The sequence below is a fragment of the Massilia sp. DD77 genome, assembly GCF_036961685.1.
GTDB lineage: Bacteria > Pseudomonadota > Gammaproteobacteria > Burkholderiales > Burkholderiaceae_D > Telluria.
On the sequence record NZ_JBAMDH010000027.1, the window covers coordinates 60,620 to 87,316 of the forward strand.

The window sequence follows — 26,697 nt, forward strand, 5'->3', positions numbered from 1 at the left end:
ACTCACCCAGCGGTAATGTCCTCGAATCCCACCCCTGCGTCCTCCCCCGCGTCGCCCACGTCCTACGCCTTGCCCGTCATCGTCGGCCACGTGCTGGCCGCGTCCAGCGTACTGGCCGTCAAACACAAGATCATGGCGGTCAGCGGCTACCGCATCGTGGCGCGCATCCTCGGCCTCGAAGAAGCCGCGCTGGGCCCGCTCCTGCGCATGCAGTTCTTCGCGCTCGACATCTTCCTCCTCGCCGCCGTCCTGCCCTGCGCCCTGCTGGTCCTGGCCCGCATGGCCGGCCGCAAGGCGGCGGCGCGCACCAGCATGCTCCTGTCGCTCGCGCTCGTGCTGCTCGCCTTCGCCAATCTCCAGGCGCTGGGTTCGACGGGAAAGATGCTGTCCATCGACCAGCTCGCACCGATGCTGACCTGGGTGCGCGAGCGGCCGGACGCCTTTTTCGACTACGTGAGCCCGGGCGCCCTGGCGCGGCTCGCCGTGCTGTTCCTGATCGCCGCGGCCGCCTATCGGCTGCGCGACCTGCCCCGCCTGGCCATCGGCCGCCGCCTGGCCCGGCCGGCGGCGGCGCTATGCATGCTGCTGTCCGCCGGCGCCGGCGCTGGCATGGCGGCCCGCACCCTGCCGGCATCGAATTTCCATGCCTCGGCGGGCATCGAGATGCTGCGCGGCCTCGTTTCACCACGCGGCGCGGGCGTCGGGGAGCCGGCGCTGGCGCAGGCGCTGCAGGCGCTGCATTACCGCTGCGACGCCCCTGCCCAGCATGCGGCGCGGCGCCGCAACTTCGTCTTCTACGTCATGGAGACCATCCCCTACGAACTGTACGCCTCGCAGCAAGCCGCCAGCCTGCCGGCATTCAGGGAGCTGGAGAAATCGGCCTACGTGGCGACCCAGCATTATTCGACCTATCCGTTCACGAGTTACGCCCGCTTTTCGCTGTTCACCGGCCTCTACCCTTCGTTCAGGCTCGAGAAGACCCTCCCCTTGCAGGCGCACTTCGCCTACCAGAGCGCGCTCGGGCTGCTGACGGAGCAAGGCTACGACTTCAAGGTGTTCGATCCGGTCACGGTCCGCTACCCCGTCGACGACTGGGTCGTCCACCAGCTTGGCGGCGAGGTGGTGAGCGCCGGCCAGGCGTTGAGCGTGGCCGAACGGGATGAACGCATCATGACCAAGGCCGTGGACCGGATCGCCCGTTCCGCGCAAGCCGGTACGCCGTTCGTGCTTGCCGTCCTGCCGCAGGTGTCGCACGGCCCCTGGCTGCCGGCGGGCGCCGCCAAGGAGGCGCTGTACCGCGAAGGCGGCGCCAGGCTGCGGGAACTCGACCAGGGCCTGGCGCGCATCGTCGCCGCGCTCAAGCAGTCCGGCGTGTATGAGGACACGGTCCTGGTCGTGACGGCCGACCATGGCCTGCGTACCCGCAACGAGGCGCAGTTCCTGTCGACCGAGGTACTCAACAGCGCTTCCTACCACGTCCCCATGATCATCCACGACCCTGCCTTGGGAAAGACCCATACGGTGCCGCACCCGACCACCCATCTCGACCTGTCGCCGACCCTGCATTGCCTGTACGGACAGCGGCAGCAGGCCATCGAGACCCAGGGCGTGTCGATGCTCTCCGCCAGGGCCGGGTCGCGCACCGTCCATTTCGACGGCGCCTGGTATCACGGCAGCGAAGGCCTCTGGGATGGCGAACGCTTCTACAGCTACAACCGCCAGCTCGGCCTGCTGTGGAGCAGCACGCGCTTCGATTTCAGCGATGCGAAGCCGGTCGCCGACGAAGCGCTGAGCCGCCGCTTCGCCGAGCGAATGCAGCAGCGCGAAGCCTTGCAGCACGCCTTGCTGGAGGGGCGTCCACCGGTTCGCGCGGCCACGGTCTCGGCCGCTCCCCTGCCCGCGCCTCCGGTCCAGTAGCGCGCCCAGAGAAGCGAGCGCACAAGGGAGCGGCTTGCCGGACCGGACCGGCGGAAGCCGATCTCCTTGCTCAGCCATTCGTGCTGCGTTACCATGCCTTACCCTTTGGGGAGTAGCCTGCTTCCGTTATGGAAGTTTCCGCATCAACATACTTGACGCCCCGGCGTCATGGTGCGGAAGCCGACCGGTTGGCAAGACCATGGGCATGCAAGCGTGCGGTTCGGGCCACGCGTGCATGCCTTTGTCATGCCCGATCGGAAAGCCTTATGACCCTCACCGCCATGCTCATCCTGGGCCTTGCCATGTCGACCGACGCCTTTGCCGTCGCGGTTGCCATGGGCGCCCGCCGCACGCACATTCCCCTCAACGAAGCACTGCGCACCGGCCTGCTGTTCGGGCTGATCGAAGGCTGTACGCCGGTCATCGGCTGGATGCTGGGCAGCGCCGCGGCCTCGTATGTGGCGGCCTGGGACCATTGGATCGCCTTCGTGCTGCTCTCCGGCCTGGGACTGCGCATGATCCGGGAAGGCATGGGCGACTCGGAGGATGCCGAAGACGTGAGCGGGCGGCCGTTCTGGCTGCTGGTGCTGACCGGTTTTGCCACCAGTATCGATGCGCTGGTGGTCGGCTTCGGCCTGGCCTTCGCGGACACGAGCATCGTGACGCCGGCCGTGGCGATCGGCGTGGCGACGCTGTCGATGGTCACGCTGGGGCTGCTGATCGGCCACCGCGTCGGCGCGGTGGTCGGCAAACGTGCGGAAATATTTGGCGGGCTGGTGCTGATTGTGGTGGGCAGCCTGACGCTGTGGGATCACCTTCGCTAGATCGGCAGGGCTGGTTGAACGCGTGGGCGGGAAATTAGTCCACTGGACTGATCTCCCCCGCGCACCCTACGGTTTTTCAGCCGGTCGAACGTCCTGAATCACCGTCGCACCACGCTCAAGAAGTCGGCCCCGGATCCGACCCGGCCTGCTGAATCACCATCAGCTCCTTCATCAGTGCATTGTTGAACGCCGGGATGTCGGCCGGCTTGCGGCTCGTGATGAGCTTGCCGTCCACGACGACTTCGTCGTCCGTCCATTCCGCCCCGGCCTGCTTCAGGTCGTCCTGGATTTCCGGCCAGCTGGTCAGGTGCTTCGACTCGGCGATGCCGGCTTCGATCAAGGGCCAGGGGCCGTGGCAGATCGCGGCGATCGGTTTGTCCTCGTCCCCGAATTCCTTGATGAAGCGGATCGCTTCCTGGTTCTTGCGCAGCTCGGCCGGATTGCGTTCGCCGCCCGGCAGCAGCAGCGCGTCGAAGTCGGCGGGGCGGGCTTCGGACACATTCATCTCGACCCGGAACCTGTCCCCCGGCTGGTCATGGTTGAAGCCCTGCACCTCCGCCCCCGCCGGCTTGGGCGACACGAGGATGACCTCCACGCCCAGTTGCTCCAGGAACTTGCGGGGCTCCGTGTATTCGACCTGTTCGACGCCGTCGGTCATCAGGACGGCCACGCGCCGTCCTTTCAGGTCCTGCACCGTGGCCTGCTTGAGTTCTTCGCCCATATGCCCTCCTTGCTGATTCGGTTGCTTGTCCAGGACGATTGTAGGGCGCTGGGCCGCGGCGCGTCGCGCGGATGACCCGTTCAAGCCAGCAGGTAGCAAAGGTCTGCGCGGTCGTGCCTGCTGGCGGAGGTGGAAAGAAAGCCGTCCAGCCCCAGCCGGGTCGTGCCGTCCAGGCTGGCGCCATCGACATCCTTGCGGCGCAGCACCACCTGCAGTTCGCGGTAGGGCACGTCGATGGCGAAACGGTCGAGCAGCGCGGCCAGCACGCGCGCACCGCCGCGGCCGGGCAGGAAGCGCTCGAAGTCGAGGCTGGACACGGGTCCTACCCGGATGCGGATGGCGAGCTCCGGACGCACCAGGCGCGCGCCCACCGTGGCGCCGGCGCCCAGGGTGCAGTTGTTGTCGGCCAGGCGGGTGCGCAGCGCGCTGTCCAGCACGTCCCAGCGGCCGGTGAACTGGCGCACCTGCACCGGCACCCCCAGGTAGCCGGCCAGGACGCCCGCGACCATGCCGGCGGGCACGGCGCGGGTGCGCAATTGGGCGGCGAAGCGGGCCAGGCTGGCCGGCGGCAGCGCGTCGGAACCGGCCGTCTCGTCCGCCTGGCGCGGCGCCGTGCCGGCGATGGCCAGTAGCAGCGGCAGGTAGCGGTCACGTCCGTCCTCGGTACCACCACGCAGCCGGTACTTGCACCATGCCCGGTAGAACAGCGCCAGCTGCCGTCCCGAGAACATGTCGAAGAAGGCGCGCGCACTGGCGTCGCCGGTCGCGGCCTCCCAGGCGGCGATGCGCTCCGTATAGTGGAGCGGCAGCGTGCCGGCCACACCGAGCAAGCCCATCAGCAATGGGCGCACCTCGACCGCCGGGCGCTCGTCGGCCGTGCCGCATTGGATGGCCTCGATGTCGCCCGTGGGGAAAGCCAGGCCGAGGCTGTTGCGGAAGCGGATGACCTCGCCAAGCGCCTGTTCCGGCGCGATCCCCTGGCGCGCGAGCCAGCGCAGCAGCAGGCGCATGGCCTGGAAGAACTCGACGCGCTGCGGCTCGGCAAACAGCCGCGCGATCACACCAGGCTCAGGTCGCCGTTGCGCGCTTCGCATCGCAGCAGTTCCTTGTCGCCCTGGCCGCTTTGGCTGGACACCAGCACCAGCCGCGTGAAGCTGTTGACGTGGACCGACAGGCCGAAGAAGCGGCTGGCGACCTGGGCGAAGACGGCCAGGCTGCTGCCCGCGAATGCCTCCTCGTCGACCGTCAGCGTGATCTCGGTACCGTGCACCAGGCTGGCGCCGTAGCGGTTGCGCAGCCAGGCGGTGCTGGGGATGGCGCGCACGCCCAGCACCCCGGCGATCTGGCGCTGGGTGGCGGCCGTGCGCGGCAGGTCGTAAAGCGCCAGCGCCTCGCGGAAGGCATCCAGGTCGGCCAGCGAGCGGTGGTTCAGGGCCAGCTGGGTCACCAGCCGCCAGTGCGTACCGCCACGGCTGGCAAAGCGCGAGGGCGCGCTCGGCTTGCGCAGCAGCCGGATCGGCAGGCCGCCGGTGGCGGTCTCGCTCATCAGGTCGCCTCCCGGTGCGCCGTGGCCGGCCGCGCAGGCATGCTGGCCGTTGCTGCAGGTCAGGTTGATCGAGGCGACGCTCGATTCGTCCCCGGCCAGGGAAAATTCGTCGTCGGTGAAGGCGATCTTCATGCGGTGGCGGCGGTCGCCGCGGTCGTCGCGCCGGGCGAACCAGTAGCGCTGGCCGCGCCCCCCTCCCTCGCCGTGGCGCAAGCCGTAATATGGCCGGTACTCGACGCTGCTCGCCTTGCCGCCCGCGCTCCTGAGCACGTGCACGCTATCGATGCTGTAGACCTCGATGCCGTCCTCGTGCTTGCCCGGGATGACGTCGTACATGGTGGCGCGCTGGGTGATGCGGACCGGGCTGGCCGGCTGCGCGAACAGGTTCACCACCGGTGCGCAGCCGGGCAGCAGGTGCGATGCGGACAAGGTCTTCAGGATGCGCGCGGCCTTCGCCTCGGCATGCATCCCGGCGAGCACGACGTGCAGGGTGAAGCGGCGCGCCCCGGCCGGCAAGGCGCCGGCCAGGCCGGACAGGTCGAGATCGATGAAATGGAATTTCTCGGGGAAGGCGAAGTATTCGCTCAGCAGGCGGTAGGCGGGGTGGCCATGCGGCGGGGCCGGGACCAGGGCGTCATCCTCCTCCAGTCCGCCAAGCGACAGCGGGAAGCGCTCCAGCTTGCGCCAGGTATCCATGCCGTCGGCTTCGACATAGGTGGCGATGCTTCCCATGAACAGGGTGTCCAGCAGAGCCGAACTCAGCAAGCTGTCGCCGTCCACGTAGAGCCGCAGGCGCGGCAGGCCCAGCTGGTGCAGCATGCGCGCCGGCATGGCGCTGTCGATGGTGATGCCGATGCGCGCGCTGGCCCGCGCCGGCAGGCGCAGCCCGGGCGGCGCGTGCAAGGTGGCATCGAACCAGGCGCGCGCCACCGTCACCGGAGCGACGGCCAGCGGGCTCGTGGTGCGGAAGCGGCAGGGCGTGCCCTTGCCGCTCAGCGAGCTCATCTCGGTGCCGCGCGGGACGACATGGATGTGCTCGGGCATGAGGCTGCGCCCGGCGGCATCCAGGCCCGGCGCCACGCGCGCGATCGAACAGGACGGAATGCCGTGCAGGAAGTGCGGATACAGGCTGCCCAGCAGGGCTTCGGTGAGTTCCGGGTAGTCGTCGTCGAGCTTCTTGGCGGTGCGCGCATTGAGCAGCGCGCAGGCCTGGATCAGGCGCCGGATGTGAGGGTCTTCGCTGCCTTCCGCGCCGAGGCCGAGGGCGTCGGCCAGCTTGGGGTATTGCTGGGCGAGTTCGCGGCCGACCGTGTTCAGGTAGACCAGTTCGCGTTCGTAGTAAGGCAGCAGCTCTTCCATCGTGGCTCCCTCCGTGCTGACTTCTTAAGGTCGGGCAGATCGGGGAGAGACGCTTTGCGGGCGCGCAAGGCTTGGATGGGCGCGCCGGCAGCTGGCGTGCCGGCGCCGCAATCAGGGCTCCAGGCCGAGAGCGTGCAGGCGGGCGCGCAAGCGCCGGATCTCGTCGGCCAGGTCGAGCACCAGCGCGGCCAATTCCTCGTTGGCGTCGAAATCGCGCTCCAGGTGCAGCAGGCGGCGGGCCCGCGCGAGGTCGCCGCTGCGGAAGCGCCAGTCCGTCACCTGGACCGTTCCGTCGCCCAGCACCCCGGCTTCGACATGGCGCACCACCCATTCCGGCTCGACATTGCAGGCATAGGCGAGCTGGTCCAGGGTCAGCGCCGTCTCGTCCAGCAGCACACCGCTCAGGGATTCATTCCTTTGCATCATCGCTCCCTCCTAGGCGGTCCGGGGATTGAAGGCCATCTCGCGCGCCATCGCCTGGTACAGCTCGCGCGCCCTGTCGTTGTTCGCGGGCGGCAACACCACATCCAGGATCAGGTAGAGGTCGCCCGGATGGGCGGCCGGGATGCCACGGCCCTTGAGGCGCAGCTTGCGACCGCTTTGCGATCCGGGCGGCACCGTCACCTCCACCGAACCGGACGGCGTCGGCACCGACACGCTCGCGCCCAGTGCCGCTTCCCAGGGCGTAACGGGGACGTTCTCGTAGACGTGCGCGCCCTCGACGCGGTAGCGCGGGTCGGCATTGAACGCGATTTCCAGGTAGAGATCGCCCGCCTGTCCGCCGCCGGCGCCGGCATGGCCCTGCCCCGCCAGGCGCAGCTGCTGGCCCGGCGTCACGCCTTTCGGAATGCTGACGTCGAGGGTCTTTTCTCGCATCGTCACCCGGCCATGCCCATCGCGATGGGGCATGCGCAGGCTGACGGTGCGGCTGCCGCCATGGTAGGCGTCGCGCAGGTCGATCCTGACGGCCGCGTGGATGTCCTCGCCGCGCATCTGGTGGCCGCCGTGGCGCGCGTGGCGGCCGCGACCCATGTGGGCGAACAGGTCGGCGAAGATATCGTCGGCGCCGCCGCCGCCGAAGTCGAACTGCTCGCCCCAGTCGGGTGGCGGGCGGAACTGTTCGCCCGCACGGTGGCCGCGGCCGAGCTGGTCGTAGGCGGCGCGCTTCTCGGCGTCGCCCAGCACGTCGTAGGCCTCGTTGATGTCCTTCGTCTTCGCGTCGGCGTCGGACAGCTTGCTGACGTCCGGATGGTACTTGCGCACCAGCTTGCGGTAGGCCTTCTTGATCTCGTCCGCCGACGCGCCGCGCTCGACCCCGAGGGTCTGGTAATAGTCCTTGTATTCCACGAGCTTGCTCCTGGATCAGGTTGGATGGGTGAGATGATCCGTATGTGATGCTCAAAGGTGTGCATTTCAACCAGGGCCGGGGCGCCGAGCGTCGCGGGCAAGGTAACGCGGACTCTGCAATAAGCCAGTAGAATCGGAGGTTTTCTCCGCTTCTTCGCAATGCCATGACCGCCACCGTTTCCGCCGCGACCACGTCGCCTGTCCGCACCGAAATCGCCACCCTGTGGCGCCTGTCCTGGCCGATGCTGCTCGGCCAATTGGCGACGGTGGGCATGGGCGTGGCGGACGTGGCCATGACCGGCCACGTCAGCGCGGAAGAGCTGGCCGCCGTGTCGCTCGGGACTTCGGTCTGGTCGATCGTGCTCGTCACCGTGATGGGCACCATGATGGCGATCAATACCGTGGTGGCGCACGAGATCGGCGCCGCGCGCCACGACCAGGTGCCGCATTCGGTGCGCCAGTCCATGTGGAAGGGCCTGCTGGTCGGCTTCCTCGCCTGCCTGTTCGCCAACCTGTGCACCCTGCTGTTCGACCATGTCGGCCTGGACCAGGCGGTGGCCGACCGCGCCGCGCTGTTCCTGCATGTGATCAGCGTCGGCATGCCGGCCTTCGCCTGCTACCGCGCGCTCTACGGCTACACGACCAGCATCAACCAGACCATGCCGATCATGTGGATCGCCATTGTCGGCCTGGTCTACAACGTGGCGATGAACTGGCTGCTGGTGTTCGGCAACCTGGGCTTCCCGAAGCTGGGCGCGGTCGGCTGCGCGGTCTCGACCGCGAGCGGCATGTGGCTGATGCTGGGCGCGATGCTGTGGTGGGTGAAGACCTCGCCCGCCTACCGGCTCACCTATCCCTTCGACCGCTGGGAAGGCCCCGAGGCCAAATCGATCGGCGCCATGCTGCGCCTGGGCCTGCCGATCGGCGTGACCTATTTCGCCGAGGTCAGCGCCTTCGGCCTGATCAGCCTGCTGGTGGCGCGCTTCGGCGTGGTGCAGGTGTCCTCGCACCAGGTGGCGCTGAACTTCGCGTCGCTGGTCTTCATGGTGCCGCTCAGCTTTGCAATCGGCATGCTGACCCGCGTCGGCCAGGCCATGGGCGAAGGCAATCCGCAGCGCGCCCGTTTCGTCGGCTGGGTGGGGGTGGGCATGTCGGTGGCTTTCGGCGCGCTGTCGGCGCTGTGCATCGCCATCTTCCGCTGGGAAATCGCGGCCGCCTATACCTCGGACCCGGCGGTGCAGGCCGCCACCGCCCACCTGCTGCTGTTCGCCGCCCTGTTCCAGCTGTCGGACGCGACCCAGGTGGCCACCGCCTCGGCCATCCGCGGCTACCAGGTGACGCGACCGCCGATGATCATCCAGCTGCTGGCCTTCTGGGGCGTGTCGCTGCCGGTCGGCTGCATCCTGGGCCTGGCGCCGCAGTGGTTCCCGTGGGCGCCGGCGGCGCCGATGGAATCGACCGGTTTCTGGATCGGCCTGGTAATGGGGTTGACGGTGGCGGCGGTGCTGCTCACCTGGTCCTTCGAAAAGCTCGCGCGCCAGCGTATTCGCGATGCAAAACCCGCCTGAAACGGAGATACATATTTACAGCGTTTCCAAACGGACTCTGGTATCGTCTCGCCGTTGCATTACATTAACGAGATTCCAGAGACATCCATGCGCCCTCTCCTCCTTCTCCTGGCCGCGCTCGCGGCCGCTCCCGCCATGGCCGAACGCCTGACGCTGGACCGCATCTACGGCGAACCGGCCCTCAGCGGTCCCGGCGTGCGCACCCTGCGCGTGTCGCCCGACGGCGAACGCGTGACCTTCCTGCGCGGCCGCGACGACAACCAGTACCAGCTGGACCTGTGGGAGTACAACACCAAGAGCAAGAAAACCCAGCGCCTGGTCGATTCCAAACGCCTGGTGCCGAACGAGGAGCTGTCGCTCGAGGAAAAAGCGCGCCGCGAGCGCGCCCGCACCGCCGGCCTGTCGGGCATCCTGAACTATTTCTGGTCGCCTGACGGCCGCCAGCTCCTGGTGCCGATCGGCGGCGACCTCTATCTGGTCGACGCCGCCAAGCCGGAGGCCGCGCGCAAGGTCGCCTCGGGCAGCGTGATCGATCCGAAGATCTCGCCGAAGGGCCGCTACGTCTCCTTCGTGCGCAACCAGAACCTGGTGGTGATCGACCTGAAAACCGGCGCCGAGCGCCAGCTGACCACGGACGGCAAGGGCACCGTGCACAACGGCGAAGCCGAGTTCGTGGCGCAGGAAGAAATGGACCAGCACACCGGCTACTACTGGGCGCCGGACGATTCGGCCATCGCCTACCGCCGCTATGACGAGGCGCCGGTGCCGGTGGTGCGCCGCTTCGAGATCTTCGCCGACCGCACCGAAGTGATCGACCAGCACTACCCGGCCGCGGGCGATCCGAACGTACTGATCGACCTGATGATCGTGAACCCGGTCAATGGCGAGCAGCGCAAGATCGACCTCGGCGCCGAGAAAGACATCTACCTGGTGCGCGCCGACTTCAGCGCCGACGCCAAGACCCTGGTCTACCAGCGCCAGACGCGCGACCAGAAGCGCCTCGACCTGGTGGCCGTGGACGTCGCCACCCTGGCCCAGCGCCCGCTGTTCTCCGAAACCTCGAAGACCTGGGTCAGCATCCACAACGACCTGCGCTTCCTGAAGAAGAACAACGCCTTCATCTGGGCCTCGGAGCGCAGCGGCCGCAATCACCTGTATTTGTACGGCCTGGACGGCAAGCTGCTGCATCCGATCTCGTCGGGCGAATGGGGCGTGGACAATGTGCTGGCCGTCGACGAAAGCGCCGGCAAGGTCTATGTCTCGTCGAACCGCGACGCCGTGATCGACAAGCAGACCTATGCGCTGAACCTGGACGGCAGCAACGCCGCCAAGCCGGCGCGCATCACCAGCGGCGACGGCTGGCACGACGCCTCCTTCGCGGGCAACGGCAAGCTCTTCGTCGACACCTATTCGAACCCGCGCACCCCGCCGCAAGTGTCGATCCGCCGCGCCGACGGTTCGATGGTCGAATGGCTGGAGAAGAACGAGCTGAACGCGAACCATCCCTACGCCAAGTACTTGCCGGACCACCTGCCGACCGAGTACGGCACGATCAAGGCCAAGGATGGCCAGACCCTGCACTACTCCATCATCAAGCCGGCCAACTTCGACGCCGCCAAGCGCTACCCGGTCTTCCTGTTCACCTACGGCGGCCCGCACTCGCAGCGCGTGACCCGCGCCTGGGGCAACTACTTCGACCAGTACATGGCGCAGCAGGGCTTCGTGGTCTTCCGCCTCGACAACCGCGGCTCGAGCCGCCGCGAGCGCGCCTTCACCGACGTCATCTACAACAACCTGGGCAAGCACGAAGTCGAGGACCAGCTGACCGGCATCGAGTGGCTGGGCACGCAGAGCTTCGTGGATCCGAAGCGCGTGGGCGTGTTCGGCTGGAGCTACGGCGGCTACATGACCCTGCGCCTGCTGGCGGCAGCCTCCGACAAGATCGCGATGGGCGTGTCGGTGGCGCCGGTGACCGACTGGGCGCTGTACGACACCCACTACACCGAGCAGTTCGTGGGCGGCACGCCGAAGGGCGATCCGGAAGCCTACCAGCGCAGCGGCGTGTTCGCGCACCTGGACGGCCTGAAGTCGCCGCTGCTGCTGGTGCACGGCATGGCGGACGACAACGTCCTGTTCACCAATACCACGCGCCTGATCGACGAGCTGGTGAAGCGCAATGTGCAGTTCGACCTGATGACTTATCCGGGCGCGAAGCATGGCATTTCCGGGAAGGTCAACCAGCGGCACGTGTATGGGCTGATCGAGGCGTTCTTCAAGAAGAACCTGGGCGGGACTGGGGCGAAGTAATTTCGTCCCCCTGTGAGAACGGCCGCGTTGATCGCGGCCGTTGTTGTTTGGGGTGGCGGAGCGTGGAACTTGGGTCCCCGCCGTCGCGGGGATGACGTTCTTACGAACGTAGTCGAAGTCGTGCGGGTAGCAATCAGCCGCGCTATATCAACGTCATCCCCGCGAAGGCGGGTTCCTACACACACCCGTAAACAACAACAGCCGCCTCCCGGCGGCTGTTCCCCATCCAGCGCAAGTAAGACTTACGGCTTGCGCACCGCCTCATCCAGCGCTTCGCGCGCATCGCCCAGCTTTTCCTGGGTCTTGCCTTCGACCTGGTTCTTCAGGCCCTTGAGCTGCTGCTCCGGGCTGTCCACCAGCTTGCCGGCCTCTTCCTGGATCTTGCCGCCGATGTCTTGCAGCTTGCCTTCGACTTGGTCCTTGTTCATGGTGTTCTCCTTTTCAGTGGGTTCGATATCAATATAGCAAGGCCCGATGAGCGATTCCGTACGCTTCCGCACACAGCCGTATCCCGCCCAGTGCTAATCTTTTTGCAACGCGGCACCGCCGCCCGAAGGGAGATAGCGATGAACGACGACCAAGCCCCCAGCGCGCCTCCGCCGCCCGAGCCGCCCCAGGCGCAGCGCCGGCTAGCGCGCCGCGCCACGCTCATCAATGGCATCGCGGTCCTGTTCCTGTTCGGCGCCGCCGCCATCGTGCTGGCCGCGGACGCCCTGCTGCTGACCTTCGCCTGCATCCTGTGCGCCGTGCTGCTCTACAAGCTGAGCGAGATCCTGCACCGCCGCTTTGGCCTCAAGCGCAAGCTGGCGCTGACCGCGGTCGTGCTGCTCTTGCTTGCCGTCATCGGCCTGGGCGGGTGGGCCATGGCGCCGCAGATTGCCGAGCAGTCGAGCAAGCTGGCGAAGGAGATCCCGGCCGCCGTGGAGCGCCTGCAAAGCGAGGTCACCCAGCACCCCCTGCTCAAGCGCATCGCCGGCGAGCTGCCGCCGCCCGAACAGATCGTCAAGCAAATGGGCAACATGGTGCCGAACGCCGGCCTGTTTTTCACCGGCATCCTCGGCGCCCTCGGCAATGTGGTCATCATCCTCTTCGTCGGCATCTATTTCGCCGCCACGCCCCAGCTCTACACGACCGGCGTGGTGCGCCTGATTCCGCAGACCAAGCGCGACCGGGCCCGCCAGGTACTCCAGGAACTCGGCCATACGCTGGCCAGCTGGCTGATGGGCAAGGCGGCTTCGATGCTGATCGTCGGCATCGCCACCTCGATCGGCCTGAGCATGCTCGGCGTGCCGCTGGCGCTCATCCTCGGCATCATCGCGGGCCTGCTCGACTTCATCCCCTACCTCGGCCCCGTCATGGCGGGCGTGCCGGCCGTGCTGCTGGCCTTGTCGATCAGCCCGGAACTGGCGATGTACACGGTCTTCCTGTTCGTCGGCGTGCAGCTGGTGGAAGGCTACCTGCTGCAGCCGCTGATCGAAGCGCGCGCGGTCGACCTGCCGCCGGCCCTGGTGATCGTGATGCAGTTGATCTTTGGCACCTTGTTCGGTTTCGCCGGCGTGGCGCTGGCGACGCCGCTGGCGGCGGGACTGGCGGTGCTGGTGCGGATGCTGTACATCGAGGACGTGCTGGGCGACCGGACGGTCAAGCGGAAGGAGTCCGGATAAGAAAAAAGCCGCGCACAGCGCGGCTTTTTTGTGGGGCTGGCGTTGGTGAAAACGGCGGCCTAGCGGTTGCCTTTGTTGACGATGTCCTTCACGTCGCCGACTTTCTCCTGCACCTTGCCCTCGGCCTGGTTCGACAGGCCTTCGCGCTGCTGCTGGCGGCTGCCGACGGCTTCGCCGACTTTCTGCTGGATCTTGCCGCCAACGTTCTTCGCCTGGCCCTTGATCTGGTCCTTGTTCATCACGGTCTCCTCATGCTGGGTTGAATCGAAGTTTCACCTTATGCGCGATTGCCGAGCCACTCTGTACGATGCTTAACATTCAAGGTTTGCGCCAGACGCTGGCCAGCCAGGGCTGCTGTTCGCGCGGCAATCCTGCCGGACGGTAATAGTGATGCAGGGGCGTGAAGCCGGCGGTGGTGAGGTAGTGCTCCCAGGTTTCGTAATCGTAATAACTGCCGTAGCGCGGACCATTCCAGCCCTCTTCGTTGTGGCCGCGCGGGTTGGAACTGAACAGCACGCCGCCGGGCTTGAGGGTGGCGAACAGGTGGCCAAGTACTTCCGGCAATTGGGCGCTGGGGACGTGGAACAGGGCCGCGTTGGCGAAGATGCCGTCGAACATGGCGGGCGGCAGGTCGAGGTGCAGGAAGTCCTGGCGCCAGACCTCGCAGCCGCTGTAGGCGCGGGCCATCTGCGCGAATTGCTCGCTGCCGTCGAGGCCGATGGCGCGGTGGCCGAGGGCGGTGAAGGTTTTCAGGTCGCGGCCGGGGCCGCAGCCGAGGTCCAGGATCGTGCACGGGGCTGGGGCGGTGATGGCGGACAGCAGCGCGTCGATGTTCTGGCTGACGTCGTGGCTGATCGTGCCGGCGAAGAAGGCGTCGGCGCTGCGGTTGTAGTGGTCGAGGGTGCGGCGGGTGATGTCGTCGGGGGTCATGGTGCAATCGTAACGCTTTGCTTGCCATCGTGGCGAGCGCGAATGCGCTCATTACGCGACGAACTTGGGTCCCGGCCTTCGCCGGGACGACGGTTTTTAGGGCAGCTCGGAGAATCGGCAAGGCATCTTTCGTACGCTCCCCCTGCACGTCATCCCCGCGCAGGCCGGGACAATGCCGCTGGCATTGTCCCGGCCAAGTTTGCATGCACTCCCGTCCCATCAGGCGTGCACCCTTCAACTTACCAAACCCTCACCCTCTCCTGCGGCGCCAGGTACAACTTCTGCCCCGGCTTCACATCGAAGGCCTCATACCACGCATCCAGGTTACGCACGGTATAAGTGCGGTACTGCGCCGGCGCGTGGCCGTCGGTCAGCACCACGCGGCGCAGGGTCGCTTCGCGCATCTTGGTGCGCCAGGCGCGGCCGTAGCCGGTGAAGAATTCGCGGTCGGCTTCCGCGCCGGCCTTGGCGCCCATTCCCACCTTGTAGGCGTCGTAGGCCGCCGCCAGGCCCGCCAGGTCGGACAGGTTCTCGCTCAGGGTCAGCTGGCCGTTCAGCGCCAGGTCGTCGAAAGGCTTGTAGGCGCCGTACTGTTCCACCAGCTTCTGCGACGCGGCCTTGAAGTGGGCCAGGTCTTCCTTGGTCCACCAGTCGCGCAGGCGTCCCTGGGCGTCGAACTGGGCGCCCAGGTCGTCGAAGCTGTGGCTGATCTCGTGGCCGATCACCGAGCCGATCGCGCCATAGTTCACCGCGTCCGAACCTTGCGGATCGAAGAACGGCGGCTGCAGGATCGCGGCCGGGAAGTTCAGCGCATTCTGCATCGGCAGGTTGACCGCGTTGATCAGCTGCGGCGGCATGCACCATTCGGTGCGCTCAGGTTTGGCGTTCAGCTTGGCCAGCTGCTGCGCGTAATGGTATTCCCGGGCGCGGACCACGTTGCCGAAGGCATCCGTCGGCGAAACCTCGAGGCCCTCGTAGGACTTGAACTTGTCCGGGTAGCCGATGCCCACGTACATGGTGCGCACCTTTTCCTTGGCGTGCGCGCGGGTGGCCGGCGCCATCCAGTCCAGCTTGTCGATGCGGCGCTCGAAAGCGGCCTTGATGTTGACCACCATCTGCTGGATGCGGGCCTTGTTCTCGGCCGGGAAGTACTTCTGCACATAGAGCTTGCCCACCGCGTCGTCCATGGCGCCGTTGGTGGCCGCCAGTGCGCGCTTCCAGCGCAGCGACTGCTGCGGCGTGCCGGCCAGGGCGGTGCCGTAGAAGGCGAAGCGCTGGTCGGCGAAGGCCTTCGGCAAGCTGCCGGCGAACTGGTTCACCAGGTGGAAGGCCAGGTAGTCCTTCCAGGTCGAGACGTCGGTCGCCATCACCTGGCGCGCGGCGCCGGCCAGCGCGGTCGGATGGTAGACCATGAAGCGGTCCTGCTTGCCCAGGCCGGCGGCCGACAGGAAGCTCTTCCAGTCCATGCCCGGGGCCTTGGCGGCGAAGTCCTTGGCGCTCCAGACATTGTTGGCCTTCTGGATGTCGCTCGAGTCTTCGCGCGAGGCGTGGCTCTGGGCCAGCTCGGACTCCAGGGCGAAGATCTTCAGGGCGCGTTCCTCGGCCTTGTCGTAGCCGGCCAGCTTGAGCATGGCGGCGATGTGCGCCTGGTACTTGGTGCGCAGCTCGGCCATCTTCGGATTGTTGTCCAGGTAGTAGGCGCGGTCCGGCATGCCCAGGCCGCCCTGCAGCAGCCAGGGCACGTTGCGGGTCGGGTCGCTCAGGCCCTGGTTGATCCACACGCCGAACAGGTTCTCGGTCTCGAAGTTGGTGGCGTTCAGCGGATCGACGTCGGCGCGCAAGGTGCCGCCCAGCGCGCGCGCCAGGTCGGTGCGCGTCTTGATCGCCGCGATCTTGGCCAGATGCGGCTTGAGCGGCGCGGTGCCGGCCGCTTCGATGGCCGCTTCGTCCATGTAGGCCTTGTAGAAAGCGGCGACCTTGCGCGCTTCCGCGCTCGCGGCCTTGTCGGTGCCGGCGGCTTCGATCAGCTTGATGATGCGCCCGTTGGTTTCCTCTGCCAGGGCGTGCATCGAACTCCAGGAACCGCGGTCGGCCGGGATCTCGGTCTTGGCCAGCCACTCGCTGTTGGCCCAGGCGAAGAAATCGTCGCCCGGCAGCATGGCGGCGGCCGGCCTGGCCTGCGCCACGCCCGCTTCGCTTGCCTTGTCCTGCTCGGCGGCGAAGCCTGGCGCCATGGCGAAGGCGGCGCCGCACAGGGCCATGGCGACGGCGGTCTTGATTGGAGTCCAGCTGGTTTTCATAGCTTCCCTTCTCTCTTGGTGGGTGTGTTTGTCGTGCTTGTTCTCGTGCTTGTTACTTGAGCGAGGCGCGAACCTGCGGCAGCAGGCGCGCCTTTTGCGCGGCGCGGATGCGCACGCCATTGCCGACGCGCTCGGCCTCGACCACGCCCTCCGGACCGAAGTGCTTGCGCATATAGGCTTCCATCATGTCGGCGTGGCGGCTATCGGCCGAGGAGCCGACGATGCCGGCGAACCTGCTGTAGCGTCCGACCGCCTCCATGTTGTTCAGCAGGGCGTCGCGGTGGGCGGTGGCGAAGGCCCAGGTCTGGTCCAGGTGCTCGCCGGCCACGCCGTACAGCATGTAGGGAATCAGGTCCGGCGGGGTGCCCGGCGAGACCAGGGCCTGCATGGTGCGCGTGGCCAGCGCCGGGTCCTGGGCGCTGGTGAGGGCCTTGCCGAAGCGGTTGCGCTCTTCACTGGTGGCGGCCGCCGCGGCACGCGCGGCCAGGGCGTCGTAGGTGGCGGCGTCGGCGTAGCGGCCGGCGGTGCCGATGACGAAATCGATCATGGCCGGCGACACCGCGCTCGGGTCTGCCAGGTAGCGCGCGAAACGGGCCTTGCCCTCGGCGATGGCCTGCGGATCGCCGGCGCGCGCCAGCGCGGTGGCCAGCAGCGCGCGCAGTTCGGCGTCTTCCACGGGTTCGCCCGGCATTTCTTCCCAGCCCAGCTTCTCGAACTTCGGCTTGGCGAAACCGATCAGGAAGCGGCGGATCAGGGCTTGCTCGGGCTCGCCGCGCGCCAGCGATTCGAGAGTGCGCAGGTTGGACAGGATCGAATCCCACACCGCCAGGCGCGGCTCGTCGCCGTAGCTGGCGACCAGCTTCAGGTAGCCGTCCAGCTGCATGCGGCCGCTCGACACCATGCTCCAGGTGTCGGTCAGCAGCTTCAGGCGGGTGGAGTCGCGCAGCTGCGGCGCCTGGGCCGCCAGGGCCTGGAAGCTGGCCGGGTCGTAGTGCACGCGGAAATAGCCCACGCTGTAGGGGTCGACCACCAGCGCGCCTTCGCAGCTGGCCTGGGTGAAGGTCTTGCTCTGGCCGGACAGCAGCAGGGTCCAGGCCTTGCCGTTGACGGTGCCGACCTGCACCGGGATGTCCCACAGGCGTTTCTCGGCGGCCGGTTCGTCCAGGCGGTACTGCTCCTGCGACAGGGTGACCCGGCGCTTGCCGTTCTCGCAGGCCTGCTCCACCTTCACCAGCGGGAAGCCCGGCTGCCGGGTCCAGTCCGAAGCCAGTTTCTCGACCGGCTTGCCGGTCGCCTTTTCCAGCGCCTGCCACAGGTCGGCCGAGGTGGTGTTCGAATACTGGTGCTTGGCCATGTAGGCGCGGATGCCCTTGCGGAAGGGTTCCTCGCCCAGGTAGGCCTCGAGCATGCGCAGGAAAGCCTCGCCCTTGTGGTAGGTGATGGCGTCGAAGGCGGCGGCGGCCTGCTCCTCGTTGTCGACCTTGGCCTGGATCGGGTGGGTGGTCTTGCGCGCGTCCAGGTTGAGCACGTACTCGCGCTCCGCGATGCCGCTCAGGTAGGGCCGCCATTCCGGGTGGAAGTGCTGGGTGGCCTTGGCCGCCATCCAGGAGGCGAAGCCTTCGTTCAGCCACAGGTTGTCCCACCAGGCCATGGTGACCAGGTTGCCGAACCACTGGTGGGCCAGTTCGTGGGCGTTGATGTCGAAGGACATCTTCTTCACCCGTTCCGGACTGCGCTTCGGATCGTAGAGCAGGGTCGGCTCGTTGTAGACGATGGCGCCCCAGTTTTCCATGGCGCCGTTGAAGCCGCCCGGAATCGCGATCTGGTCCAGCTTGGGCAGCGGATACGGGATCCCGAAGTAGTCGTTGAAGTAATGCAGCAGCTCGCGCGAGGCGGCCAGCGGGAAAATGGCCGAGCCCTGCTTGCCCTCGGTGGTCACGATGCCGATGTCGACCCCGTCCTGCTCGCCGGCCAAACGCTCCATCTCGCCCGCCACCAGCACCACCAGGTAGCTCGGCATCTTCGGCGTGTTGCCGAAGGAGATGCGCTGCATGCCGCCGGCGAGGGATTCGCGCTTTTCGACCGGGGTGGTGGAATAGGCCTTGAAGTTGCCCGGCACGTCGACGGTCAGCTTGAAGCGGGCGCGGAAGGACGGCTCGTCCCAGGTCGGCAGCACGCGGCGCGCGTCGCTCGGGGCCATCGTGGTGGCGATCAGCTTCTTGTCCGCCCCGCCCGCCTTGTAGTTCACGTAGAACATGCCGCGCGCTTCGCGCGTGATCAGGCCGCGGAACTGGAGCGCCAATGTGTATCGACCCGGCGCCAGCGGCTGGGCGAGGTCGAAACGCAGGGTTTGCGCCTTGCGGTCCAGGATAGGTGTCAGCCTGGCCTGCTTGCCCCCTTGCCCGGACAGGCTGGCGGCCTCGATCTCCATGTTGTCGGCATTCAGCATGATGGTCGAGGTGGGCGTCAGGACCTCGATATCGACCGTCTGGCTGCCGCGGAAGCTGTTCCCGGGCACGTCGGCCACCAGGTGGGCGGTGTACTGGATCGGCACCACGTCCTTGGGCAGCTTGCCGGGGGTGGCGGCAAAAGAATATGGCGCCTCGGCATGGGCGGGGGCGACGGCGCTGGCCGCCGCAAAAGCTAGCGCAAGGGCAGCGGCGGTGCGCGTGACCGGCATGTGTCTCATAGGTCTCTCTCGTTCTTGTTCAGGCGTCCGGACTCGCGCCGGAATGCGCAACAATTCAGGCTGCACTCTAAGCAAGCGGCTTATCCTGCGCGCGCCAAATGCGACAGACTGCGAAAAACGGGGCCAAACTGCATAAAAGGGGGAATAGCGCGTACCGGCCAGCGAGGCCCACGCGGCCTATCATTGCACTATCAGCAACTTTTCTTTGCTTTGAAAAATATTCAAATATTTTTGAGAACAGCCCTAAAGTTCCCTAAAGCGCGTCCGATAACGATGTAGACAACCGGCAATCCGGCCGGCGTTTCCAGCCCTTGGTGCTCTCATGACCGCGAACGAAGTCCTCTCGATGTACGAAAACCTGGCCACCGTGACCGGCCAGATGGCGAGCGCGGCCCAGGCTGGCGACTGGAAGAACTTCGAGCAGCTCGGCGCCGAGGCCAAAGTGGAAGCGCGTGTCGCCGCCACCGGCGTGCCGGCCCTGGACGGCGCCAAGCGCCTGCGCAAGATCGACCTGCTCAAGCAGCTGATGGCCAACGACCGCGCGATCCGCGACGTGACCGATCCGTGGATGGGGCAGCTGGACCGTGCGATGCAGGCGCACTGATCGGTAACTTGCAAAAATGACAAAAGGCGCCCCGGGCGCCTTTTTTGTCGCCCTTGCCTAGGGTTGGCGGCTGCGCCGCCAACCCTAGGTCTCGATAGTCAGGCGCGGCAAGATCATCCGCCATGAAAAAAGCGCCCGCAGGCGCTTTTGGTGCAACCGAGCCGGAGGCTCAGCCGCGGAATGCGGAGAGCGAGCACCAGGTATCTCCTGGTGTCGCCTCTTGCCGGTTGCTTCCGGCGTCCACCGCCGCTGTAGGCAAATAGACTGCTTCCGGACACAGGCGTTTGTTCAACGTTCGTCTGCGGTTCGCGCCACGCTATCGGTGGTGGCTGCGCCAGACCCTGCGCCGTTTGTGATCTCGACGACCACGGATTCAGTATAACGCAAAATTTATACTTGTGTAGACGTGTCGTGCGCGACCTCTTCCAGGCTCGGCTCTGCGGCTTCCGGCGCGGCTTCCCTGGCTGCTTTTTTGCGCGCGAAACGCTGGCGCAGGCGCGCCGCCAGGGACACCGTCGGCTCCACGGCCGCCTTCTTGCGCCGCTTCGCCACCAGCATGCCGCCGCCCAGCGCCAGCAGGGCCGCGATGCCGCCGCCGATCCAGGCCCAGGGCGTCTCGTCCACCGGTTCCGGCTGGGGCTTCTTGCGCGGCTTGTGCGCCTTGGGCTTGGCCGGCTTGGCCGCGGTGACCGCCGCCGGGCTGGCACCCATTGCCACCTGCAGCACCCTGACCTTGTCCTCCAGCACGCCGATCTGCTCGCGCAGCTGGGCGTTCTTGTAGTCGAGGGCCGCGCAGACCTTCGGCGAGGCCGGTTGCACGGCAGGGGCGCAGCTGCCCGGCGCCGGGGCCGCGGCGGCGGACGCCAGGACCGCCGGCGGAGCAAGCTTCTCGGCCTTCACTGCAGACGCAAGCTTGGACTGCGGCGGCTTGGCCACAGGTGCGGGCGCGGGCTTGGCGACAAGCTCCGGCACGGGCGTCGGCACGGGCGCCTTGACCGGAGCCGGAGCTGGAGCGGGCGCCGAAGCGGGGGCCGCCGCGGCGGCCGGCACGGGCACGGGCACAGGCACGGGCGGCGGCGCCGGATTCGGATCCGGCGACAGCCACAAGGTCGCCAGCCGCACGCCCCGCTGGCTGCCGTCCGCCAGGTCGAGGTAGAGGTGCAGATGGCTCGCCTCCACCGGCGCGCGCGATGTCACGTGCAGGAACTGGCGGCCGTCGCGCTGCATGACGGACATGTTCAGGGTCGACAGCACGTGCGGCATGCCGATGTTGGCGCCGCGGTAGACGTTGGGATGGGCCAGGCGCACCTGGACCGGCGCCGCGGCGTTCTCGATCAGGGTCAGTTCGATGTCGGCCACGAGCGGCTGCCCCATATAGGAGCTGACGCGCGCTTCGCCCAGTTCGGCAGCGCCGGCGGCACCCGCGAAGAGTGCGCAAAAGAATAGCAAGGGGGAGCGGCAAGCCATAACGGAGAAGAAAAGTGAAGCCTGAACGTAAATAACGGCCAGTGCGCTAAACTCTTTAGTCCCAGCCGTGTTAACGAGAACCAGAACAGGACTTGTCTATGGAAAACAGGATTGAAAAGGACAGCTTCGGCCCCATCGAGGTGCCGGCGGACCGGCTGTGGGGCGCGCAGACCCAGCGCTCGCTCCACCACTTCCATATCTCGACCGAGCGCATGGCGCCGGAACTGGTGGCGGCCCTGGCCCAGGTCAAGCGCGCCGCGGCGGCCGTCAACCGCTCGCTCGGCAAGCTCCCCGCCGACAAGGCCAACGCCATCATCGCGGCCGCCGACGAAGTCCTCGACGGCCGCCACCCGGACGAATTCCCCCTGGCCGTGTGGCAGACCGGCTCCGGGACCCAGAGCAACATGAACATGAACGAGGTGCTGGCCAACCGCGGCTCCGAGCTGCTGGGCGGCGAACGCGGCGAGGCGCGCCTGCTGCACCCGAACGACCATGTCAACATGGGCCAGTCCTCGAACGACATCTTCCCCACCGCCATGCACGTGGCGGCCGCGCTCGCCGTCGCCAAGGGCGTCCTGCCGGCCCTGGCCAGGCTGCGCCAGACCCTGGAGATCAAGTCGCGCGACTTCGCCGACATCGTCAAGATCGGCCGCACCCACCTGCAGGACGCCACCCCGCTCACCCTGGGCCAGGAATTCTCCGGCTACGTGGCCCAGCTCGAGTATTCGGAACACGCGATCAAGGCGTCCCTGCCCGGCCTGCTGCTGCTGGCCGCGGGCGGCACCGCCGTCGGCACCGGCCTGAACGCCCACCCGGACTTCGCGCCGCGCATCGCCGCCGAGCTGGGCTCGCGCACCGGCCTGGCCTTCAAGAGCGCGCCCAACAAGTTCATGGCCCTGGCCGGCCACGACGCCATGGTCGCCACCCACGGCGCCTTCAAGACCCTGGCCACGGCCTTGATGAAGATCGCCAACGACGTGCGCTGGATGGCTTCCGGCCCGCGCTCCGGCCTGGGCGAGATCACGATCCCCGAGAACGAGCCGGGCAGCTCGATCATGCCGGGCAAGGTCAATCCGACCCAGTGCGAAGCCCTCACCATGCTGTGCTGCCAGGTGTTCGGCAACGACGTGGCGCTTACGGTCGGCGGCTCGCAGGGCAATTTCGAGCTGAACGTGTTCAAGCCCATGATTGCGCACAACTTCCTGCAAAGCGCGCGGGTACTGGCGGACGGCATGCGCTCCTTCGACGAACACTGCGCCAAGGGCATCGAACCCAACCACGCCCGGATCGGCGAGCTGATGGAAAAATCGCTGATGCTGGTGACCGCGCTCGCCCCGCATATCGGGTATGATCGCGCCGCGCAGATCGCCAAGAAGGCCTCCAGCGAAGGCCTGACCCTGCGCCAGGCCGCGCTCCAGACCGGCTTCGTCGACGAGCAGCAGTTCGAGCAGTGGATCGTCCCGATCGAGATGACGCGGCCGGACCGCGTCTGAACACCGCACTGGCGGCCTCGTCTATCGTACGCCGCCCTTACCCACCCCGAGGATAGAATGCAAAAAATAGTTTTCGATTTGACATCAGAATTCGTCGAGGTCAACCAGCTGCTCAAGCTGGTCGGCCTGGTCGACAGCGGCGGCGCCGGCAAGAACATGGTCGCCAGCGGCGCGGTGTCGGTCGATGGGAAACAGGAGCTGCGCAAGACCGCCAAGATCCGCAGCGGACAGACCGTCACGATCGGCGACCTGCAGATTCGCGTGCAGTAAGCGTGCGCCGGCGCGCTCCGGATGTGTCGGCTATGTTTGCGCGCTAACAAACAAAGCGGGGCTTCCTTGTTTATATTTTAAGACGTCATCAATCGGTCTCAAAGGTGAAGACGATGGAAACCCCGGAACACCGCGCACAGTCCCAGGAACAGCTGATCGGCGACCTGCGGCTCGTGATCGAAAACGCGGAAGAGTTGCTCAAGAATACGGACCACTACTCGAGCGCCCTCTACCAGAGCGCGCGCGCCAAGCTGGCGCTGGCGCTGGAGGCGGCGAACGAGGAGCTGGCGCGCTTCGAGGATGCCCAGCTGGAGCGCATGATGGCCGCCACCCGCGCCGCCAACGAGCGTTTCCGCGACCGCAGCGGCGAAGACCGCATCCTGCGCGCCTTCCACTGAGCGCCGCCCGACGCGGCCTCCTGCATCTTCCGCATCCTCCCGCATTCTTCCGTTACCGGGCGTCGTCCGCCGCGATCGCTGCCACGACGCCCAGCCCGAACCAGCGGCGCAGCATCGCGCCGATATCCGGCACCTCTCCGCCCCCCGCTTCCGTATCGCATAGCGCGGCGTCCAGCGCAGCCCCCAGTGTGCCGCCCTCCATCAGGCGCGCCAGGGCCAGGTCTTCGAAGCGGCCCGTCTCCACCACCTCCCCTTTCCAGCCCCTGCGCACGACCAGCGCATGGCCGTTTCCTTCCATCGTTTCCGGAAAGGCCGGGCCGCCGTCCTGGTGGGCCAGCCACAGCCGCGCCACGGCCCAGCGGCTGCGCAGCAGCGCGCAGGACGGATGCAGCGCCAGGCGGGCGCCCGCCAGCCGGGCCGGATCGAATCCCGTGAGGATGCCGATGCCGAGCGGCGCCACGTCCGGCGCCTGCCAGGCCAGGTGCAAGGCCCATTCGAGGCGCGCCATGTCGGCCAGCCAGGGCAGCTCGGCGGCGGGCTCGAAGCCGTCCAGGAAGGACGCGAGCTGCGCGCCGAAGCGGTTCAGGTCGGGGTCTTGCGAAGGGTGCGCCCTGCCGTAGGCGCGCGCCAGGCCGCCGAAATAGTCCGCGCCCACCAATTGAAAGATGACGGGATAGGCATTGGCCAGGGCGCGGCGCCAGTTTTCGGCCAGGTTGCCGCGGTAGACGCCGAGTCGCGCGGGGTCGCCACGCAGCTCCGGCAGCGGCATGGCGGCGTCCAGCAGCGCCTGGCCGAAACGCTGCTGGAGGCCGGCGGCCTCCGGCGCCGCGGCGTCGCCTGCGAAGGGGGCCAGGGCTTGCGCCACCGGTGCGGGCGCCTCGTACTGCTGCGCGATCGCGCGCGCCTTGTCCGCCTCGCCCAGCAGCACGTCGAGCGCCGGGACATCGGTATCCCATTCGACCAGCGTGGGCAGGCGCCCGAAGCGTTCGAGCGCGGCGCGGTACAAGGCCCACACGGCTGGCGCGACCGCCGCGCCATGGTGATCGATCACGGCGGCCGGCGTCTCGAGATGGCCGCCCAGGTGGATCTCGCCCACGCTCCCGGCCGGCAGCGCGGCGATCGCCGCGAGCGCATCCTCGCCGTGGTTGCGCTGGTTGACGTAGAGGTTGTTCACGTCGAGCAGGATGCCGCAGCCGGTGCGCCGCGCCAGCTCGGCCAGGAAGGCGGCCTCGCTCATCGCGTCGCCCTGGAAGCGCACGTAGGCGGACAGGTTCTCGACCAGGATGCGGCGGCCCAGCAGCTCCTGCGCCTGCTGGACGCGGGCGCACAGCAGCTTGAGCGTGGCGGTGTCGAGCTGCAGCGGCAACAGGTCGTTGAGCTGGCGGTCGCCGAGCGCGCCCCAGCACAGGTGCTCGGACACCAGGAAGGGATCGACCGCCTCGACCAGTGCGCGCACACGCGCCAGGTGGGCCTCGGAAAAGCCGCGCGCGGAACCCAGTCCCAGGCCCACGCCGTGCAGGCTGAGCGGGTAGTCCTCGCGCAGGCGGCGCAGCACGTGCCAATCCCAGCCGGCGCGGGCGAGGTAGTTTTCGGAATGGACTTCGATCCAGCCGACCGGCTGGCGCCGTTCGAGGAAGGCGCGGACGTGGGGCGGGCGCAAGCCGACGCCGACGCCCGCCTGCGACAGGAACATGGGACTTACTTGGTCTGGGGCGACGTGAGCGTTTCCGGCGCGGCCGGGGTGGCGGGATCGGCCGCCTTGTCCGCCGTGGCGGCGCCCGGCTTGAGCGCGCCCCCCAGCTTGGCGCAGCTGCCCTTGGCCACGAATTTCCATTCGGCCGGGTCGTTGTCGGTGGCGGCGGCGCCCATGCAGCCGTGGGTGGCGGTGCCGCAGTCGTTCTGGCCGGCCTTGGCCACGCCGTAGCACATTTCCTGGTCGGCCTTGGGCGTACCCATTTCGGCCTGGCCGGCGGCCTGGGCGGCGGTGTGGGAAGAAGCGGCGCAAACGCCGGCCAGGGCGGCGGCGATCAGGGCATGGCGGTGCGACATGAAAAACTCCGGTGAGAAAGCAAATGAGCCGCCAGTGTCGCCCGGCGCCGCCGGAAAATCAATCGCCCAGGTATCAGGCGGTGGTATTGATCTTGTTGCCCAGGTGCGGAGGCAGGTTGGCCGGCCCGGCGGCCTGCACGGCCTCGATCAGCTGGGTCGCATTCGACATCTCGATCTGTTGCGCGCGCTTGAGCACCGCGAGGCTGACGTCCTGCTTGTTACCGGTTTCAGCGATGCTGGTTGCCAATTTTGCAATACTCGCGACATCCATGACGATCTCCCATTAAGGCGTATCAGTCATTAACGGCAGCCCGCTCGGAAACTTGAGGGCGCGAACGCATCCAGCCGCGCAACCAGGCCAGGACGTGATCCGGCGCATTCAGGTCGAGCCAGGCGACACCCTGCCCCAGCTCCGGCGGACGGGGCGCATCCGACACGACGGCGGCGATCTCCCCGTCTTCCGGATACAGGGCGGGCTTGCCGAGCGCCGGGCGGAACACTTCCAGCTTGGGCAGCGCTTCCCACTTGTAGCCCTCGACCAGGGTCAGGTCGGCCGGCGCCAGGCGCGCCAGGTGCTCGGCCAGCGGCGGCTCCTGGGCGCCGCGCAGCTCGCGCAGGATCGCGACCCGGTAGGGCGAGGCGATCATGACCTCGGCCGCGCCGGCCATGCGCAGCCGGGCGCTGTCCTTGCGCGGCGGTTCGAGTTCGATGTCGTGGTGGCTGTGCTTGACCACATTCACGCGCAAGCCTTCGGCGGCCAGGCGGCCGACCAGGAATTCCAGCAGCGTGGTCTTGCCGCTGCCGGACCAGCCGACCACCGCCAGCACGCGATCCATGCGCTCAGTAGCCGGCACGGTAGCGGTTGCCGCGGTAATTCATCACGGCCGCCTTGGGCAGGATACGTTCCAGCACCAGGCCGGGAGCCACTTCCTCGCCTTCGCGGCGCAGCATCTTGTCGACCAGGAGCAGGCGTTCGGCCGGATTCGGCGAATAGATATAGCCGCCGAAGGCGACCTTCGGGATCTCGCGCTGCAGCGCTTCCGGCAGCTCCTGCAGGCTGCGCAGGTTTTCCTCAGGCGCCGGCGGGGGCGCCGCGCGCACCGGTTCCGGCGCGGCCTTTGCCACGACGGGTTCGGGCGCCGCTTTCGGCGCCGCTTTTGGCGTCTCTTCCGGCGCCGCCTTTGGCGTCTCTTTCGGCGCCGGTGCCGCTTCGCGCACCGGTTCGCGCACCGGTTCGGGTGGCG

25 protein-coding genes and 1 riboswitch are annotated in these 26,697 nt (G+C 67.5%); of the genes, 9 read left to right on the forward strand and 16 right to left on the reverse strand.

The features are described 5' to 3' along the window. The first annotated feature begins 15 nt into the window (after window positions 1-15). Both V7778_RS17085 and V7778_RS17090 read left to right on the forward strand, forming a co-directional pair. Complete coding sequence (locus V7778_RS17085) at window positions 16-1,917, forward strand: sulfatase-like hydrolase/transferase (RefSeq protein WP_335557438.1); 1,902 nt, start codon at window positions 16-18, stop codon at window positions 1,915-1,917. Between the two features lie 100 nt (window positions 1,918-2,017). After that, a riboswitch (yybP-ykoY riboswitch) is annotated at window positions 2,018-2,110 on the forward strand. Window positions 2,111-2,183: 73 nt separating this feature from the next. Continuing rightward, window positions 2,184-2,741 (forward strand): manganese efflux pump MntP, encoded by a 558-nt coding sequence (locus V7778_RS17090; RefSeq protein ID WP_335557440.1) that lies wholly within the window; start codon window positions 2,184-2,186, stop codon window positions 2,739-2,741. Between the two features lie 115 nt (window positions 2,742-2,856). Here the strand turns inward: V7778_RS17090 and V7778_RS17095 are convergent, their stop codons facing one another. The 5 genes from V7778_RS17095 to V7778_RS17115 form a co-directional block, all read right to left on the reverse strand. After that, window positions 2,857-3,462: a type 1 glutamine amidotransferase domain-containing protein gene (locus V7778_RS17095; protein ID WP_335557441.1), complete on the reverse strand. Its 606-nt coding sequence runs from the start codon at window positions 3,460-3,462 to the stop codon at window positions 2,857-2,859. A gap of 80 nt (window positions 3,463-3,542) precedes the next feature. Continuing rightward, window positions 3,543-4,523 (reverse strand): type VI secretion system baseplate subunit TssG, encoded by a 981-nt coding sequence (tssG, locus tag V7778_RS17100; protein WP_335557443.1) that lies wholly within the window; start codon window positions 4,521-4,523, stop codon window positions 3,543-3,545. Next, window positions 4,520-6,367: a type VI secretion system baseplate subunit TssF gene (tssF, locus tag V7778_RS17105; RefSeq protein ID WP_335557445.1), complete on the reverse strand. Its 1,848-nt coding sequence runs from the start codon at window positions 6,365-6,367 to the stop codon at window positions 4,520-4,522. Before tssF ends, tssG begins: the two co-directional genes overlap by 4 nt. 111 nt (window positions 6,368-6,478) lie before the next feature. Beyond that, window positions 6,479-6,793: a chaperone modulator CbpM gene (locus V7778_RS17110; protein ID WP_335557447.1), complete on the reverse strand. Its 315-nt coding sequence runs from the start codon at window positions 6,791-6,793 to the stop codon at window positions 6,479-6,481. 9 nt (window positions 6,794-6,802) lie between these two features. After that, window positions 6,803-7,714, reverse strand: a complete 912-nt coding sequence (locus tag V7778_RS17115; protein WP_335557449.1) for a DnaJ C-terminal domain-containing protein — start codon at window positions 7,712-7,714, stop codon at window positions 6,803-6,805. Window positions 7,715-7,878: 164 nt separating this feature from the next. On the opposite strand from V7778_RS17115, the gene V7778_RS17120 reads away from it, so the two are divergent. Together V7778_RS17120 and V7778_RS17125 are read left to right on the forward strand one after the other, a co-directional pair. Beyond that, window positions 7,879-9,282, forward strand: coding sequence for an MATE family efflux transporter (locus tag V7778_RS17120; protein WP_335557452.1), 1,404 nt, complete (start codon window positions 7,879-7,881; stop codon window positions 9,280-9,282). Window positions 9,283-9,369: 87 nt separating this feature from the next. Then, window positions 9,370-11,589, forward strand: a complete 2,220-nt coding sequence (locus V7778_RS17125) for a S9 family peptidase (RefSeq protein ID WP_335557454.1) — start codon at window positions 9,370-9,372, stop codon at window positions 11,587-11,589. A gap of 242 nt (window positions 11,590-11,831) precedes the next feature. Here V7778_RS17125 and V7778_RS17130 read toward each other — a convergent pair whose 3' ends face one another. Beyond that, window positions 11,832-12,017, reverse strand: coding sequence for a CsbD family protein (locus V7778_RS17130; protein ID WP_335557456.1), 186 nt, complete (start codon window positions 12,015-12,017; stop codon window positions 11,832-11,834). A gap of 138 nt (window positions 12,018-12,155) precedes the next feature. Here V7778_RS17130 and V7778_RS17135 point away from each other — a divergent pair, with 138 nt between their 5' ends. After that, complete coding sequence (locus tag V7778_RS17135; RefSeq protein WP_335557457.1) at window positions 12,156-13,253, forward strand: AI-2E family transporter; 1,098 nt, start codon at window positions 12,156-12,158, stop codon at window positions 13,251-13,253. Between the two features lie 59 nt (window positions 13,254-13,312). On the opposite strand, the gene V7778_RS17140 is transcribed toward V7778_RS17135, so the two are convergent. The 4 genes from V7778_RS17140 to V7778_RS17155 form a co-directional block, all read right to left on the reverse strand. After that, on the reverse strand, window positions 13,313-13,492 hold the full coding sequence (locus tag V7778_RS17140; RefSeq protein WP_335557459.1) for a CsbD family protein: 180 nt from the start codon (window positions 13,490-13,492) through the stop codon (window positions 13,313-13,315). 79 nt (window positions 13,493-13,571) lie between these two features. Beyond that, window positions 13,572-14,183 carry a class I SAM-dependent methyltransferase gene (locus V7778_RS17145; RefSeq protein ID WP_335557460.1) on the reverse strand — a complete coding sequence of 204 codons (612 nt, stop codon included), beginning with the start codon at window positions 14,181-14,183 and terminating at the stop codon, window positions 13,572-13,574. 239 nt (window positions 14,184-14,422) lie between these two features. Further along, window positions 14,423-16,483, reverse strand: coding sequence for a M13 family metallopeptidase (locus V7778_RS17150; RefSeq protein ID WP_335557461.1), 2,061 nt, complete (start codon window positions 16,481-16,483; stop codon window positions 14,423-14,425). 52 nt (window positions 16,484-16,535) lie between these two features. Next, on the reverse strand, window positions 16,536-19,172 hold the full coding sequence (locus V7778_RS17155; protein ID WP_335557463.1) for a M1 family metallopeptidase: 2,637 nt from the start codon (window positions 19,170-19,172) through the stop codon (window positions 16,536-16,538). Between the two features lie 322 nt (window positions 19,173-19,494). Between V7778_RS17155 and V7778_RS17160 the strand changes: the two genes are divergently transcribed. After that, window positions 19,495-19,776, forward strand: a complete 282-nt coding sequence (locus V7778_RS17160; protein WP_335557464.1) for a flagellar protein FliT — start codon at window positions 19,495-19,497, stop codon at window positions 19,774-19,776. A 390-nt stretch (window positions 19,777-20,166) separates the two neighbouring features. On the opposite strand, the gene V7778_RS17165 is transcribed toward V7778_RS17160, so the two are convergent. Beyond that, window positions 20,167-21,225, reverse strand: coding sequence for a FimV/HubP-related protein (locus V7778_RS17165; RefSeq protein WP_335557466.1), 1,059 nt, complete (start codon window positions 21,223-21,225; stop codon window positions 20,167-20,169). Window positions 21,226-21,341: 116 nt separating this feature from the next. Between V7778_RS17165 and fumC the strand changes: the two genes are divergently transcribed. The 3 genes from fumC to V7778_RS17180 all read left to right on the forward strand — a co-directional run bounded on the left by fumC (window position 21,342) and on the right by V7778_RS17180 (window position 23,404). Then, entirely contained in the window at window positions 21,342-22,736 is a 1,395-nt protein-coding gene (fumC, locus tag V7778_RS17170; RefSeq protein ID WP_335557468.1) for a class II fumarate hydratase, read from the forward strand. Window positions 22,737-22,793: 57 nt separating this feature from the next. Further along, on the forward strand, window positions 22,794-23,006 hold the full coding sequence (locus V7778_RS17175; RefSeq protein WP_211521150.1) for an RNA-binding S4 domain-containing protein: 213 nt from the start codon (window positions 22,794-22,796) through the stop codon (window positions 23,004-23,006). A 113-nt stretch (window positions 23,007-23,119) separates the two neighbouring features. Further along, window positions 23,120-23,404, forward strand: a complete 285-nt coding sequence (locus V7778_RS17180) for a DUF883 family protein (RefSeq protein ID WP_335557471.1) — start codon at window positions 23,120-23,122, stop codon at window positions 23,402-23,404. 52 nt (window positions 23,405-23,456) lie between these two features. Here V7778_RS17180 and bufB read toward each other — a convergent pair whose 3' ends face one another. The 5 genes from bufB to V7778_RS17205 form a co-directional block, all read right to left on the reverse strand. Next, window positions 23,457-25,097, reverse strand: coding sequence for an MNIO family bufferin maturase (gene bufB, locus V7778_RS17185; RefSeq protein WP_335557473.1), 1,641 nt, complete (start codon window positions 25,095-25,097; stop codon window positions 23,457-23,459). 5 nt (window positions 25,098-25,102) lie between these two features. After that, on the reverse strand, window positions 25,103-25,453 hold the full coding sequence (bufA1, locus tag V7778_RS17190) for a DUF2282 domain-containing protein (protein WP_335557474.1): 351 nt from the start codon (window positions 25,451-25,453) through the stop codon (window positions 25,103-25,105). A 73-nt stretch (window positions 25,454-25,526) separates the two neighbouring features. Continuing rightward, entirely contained in the window at window positions 25,527-25,724 is a 198-nt protein-coding gene (locus V7778_RS17195) for a YjfB family protein (RefSeq protein ID WP_335557476.1), read from the reverse strand. 22 nt (window positions 25,725-25,746) lie between these two features. After that, window positions 25,747-26,289, reverse strand: a complete 543-nt coding sequence (gene mobB / locus V7778_RS17200) for a molybdopterin-guanine dinucleotide biosynthesis protein B (protein WP_335557478.1) — start codon at window positions 26,287-26,289, stop codon at window positions 25,747-25,749. A gap of 4 nt (window positions 26,290-26,293) precedes the next feature. Continuing rightward, window positions 26,294-26,697 (reverse strand): general secretion pathway protein GspB (locus V7778_RS17205; RefSeq protein WP_335557480.1); only part of this gene is annotated, 404 nt, incomplete at its 5' end.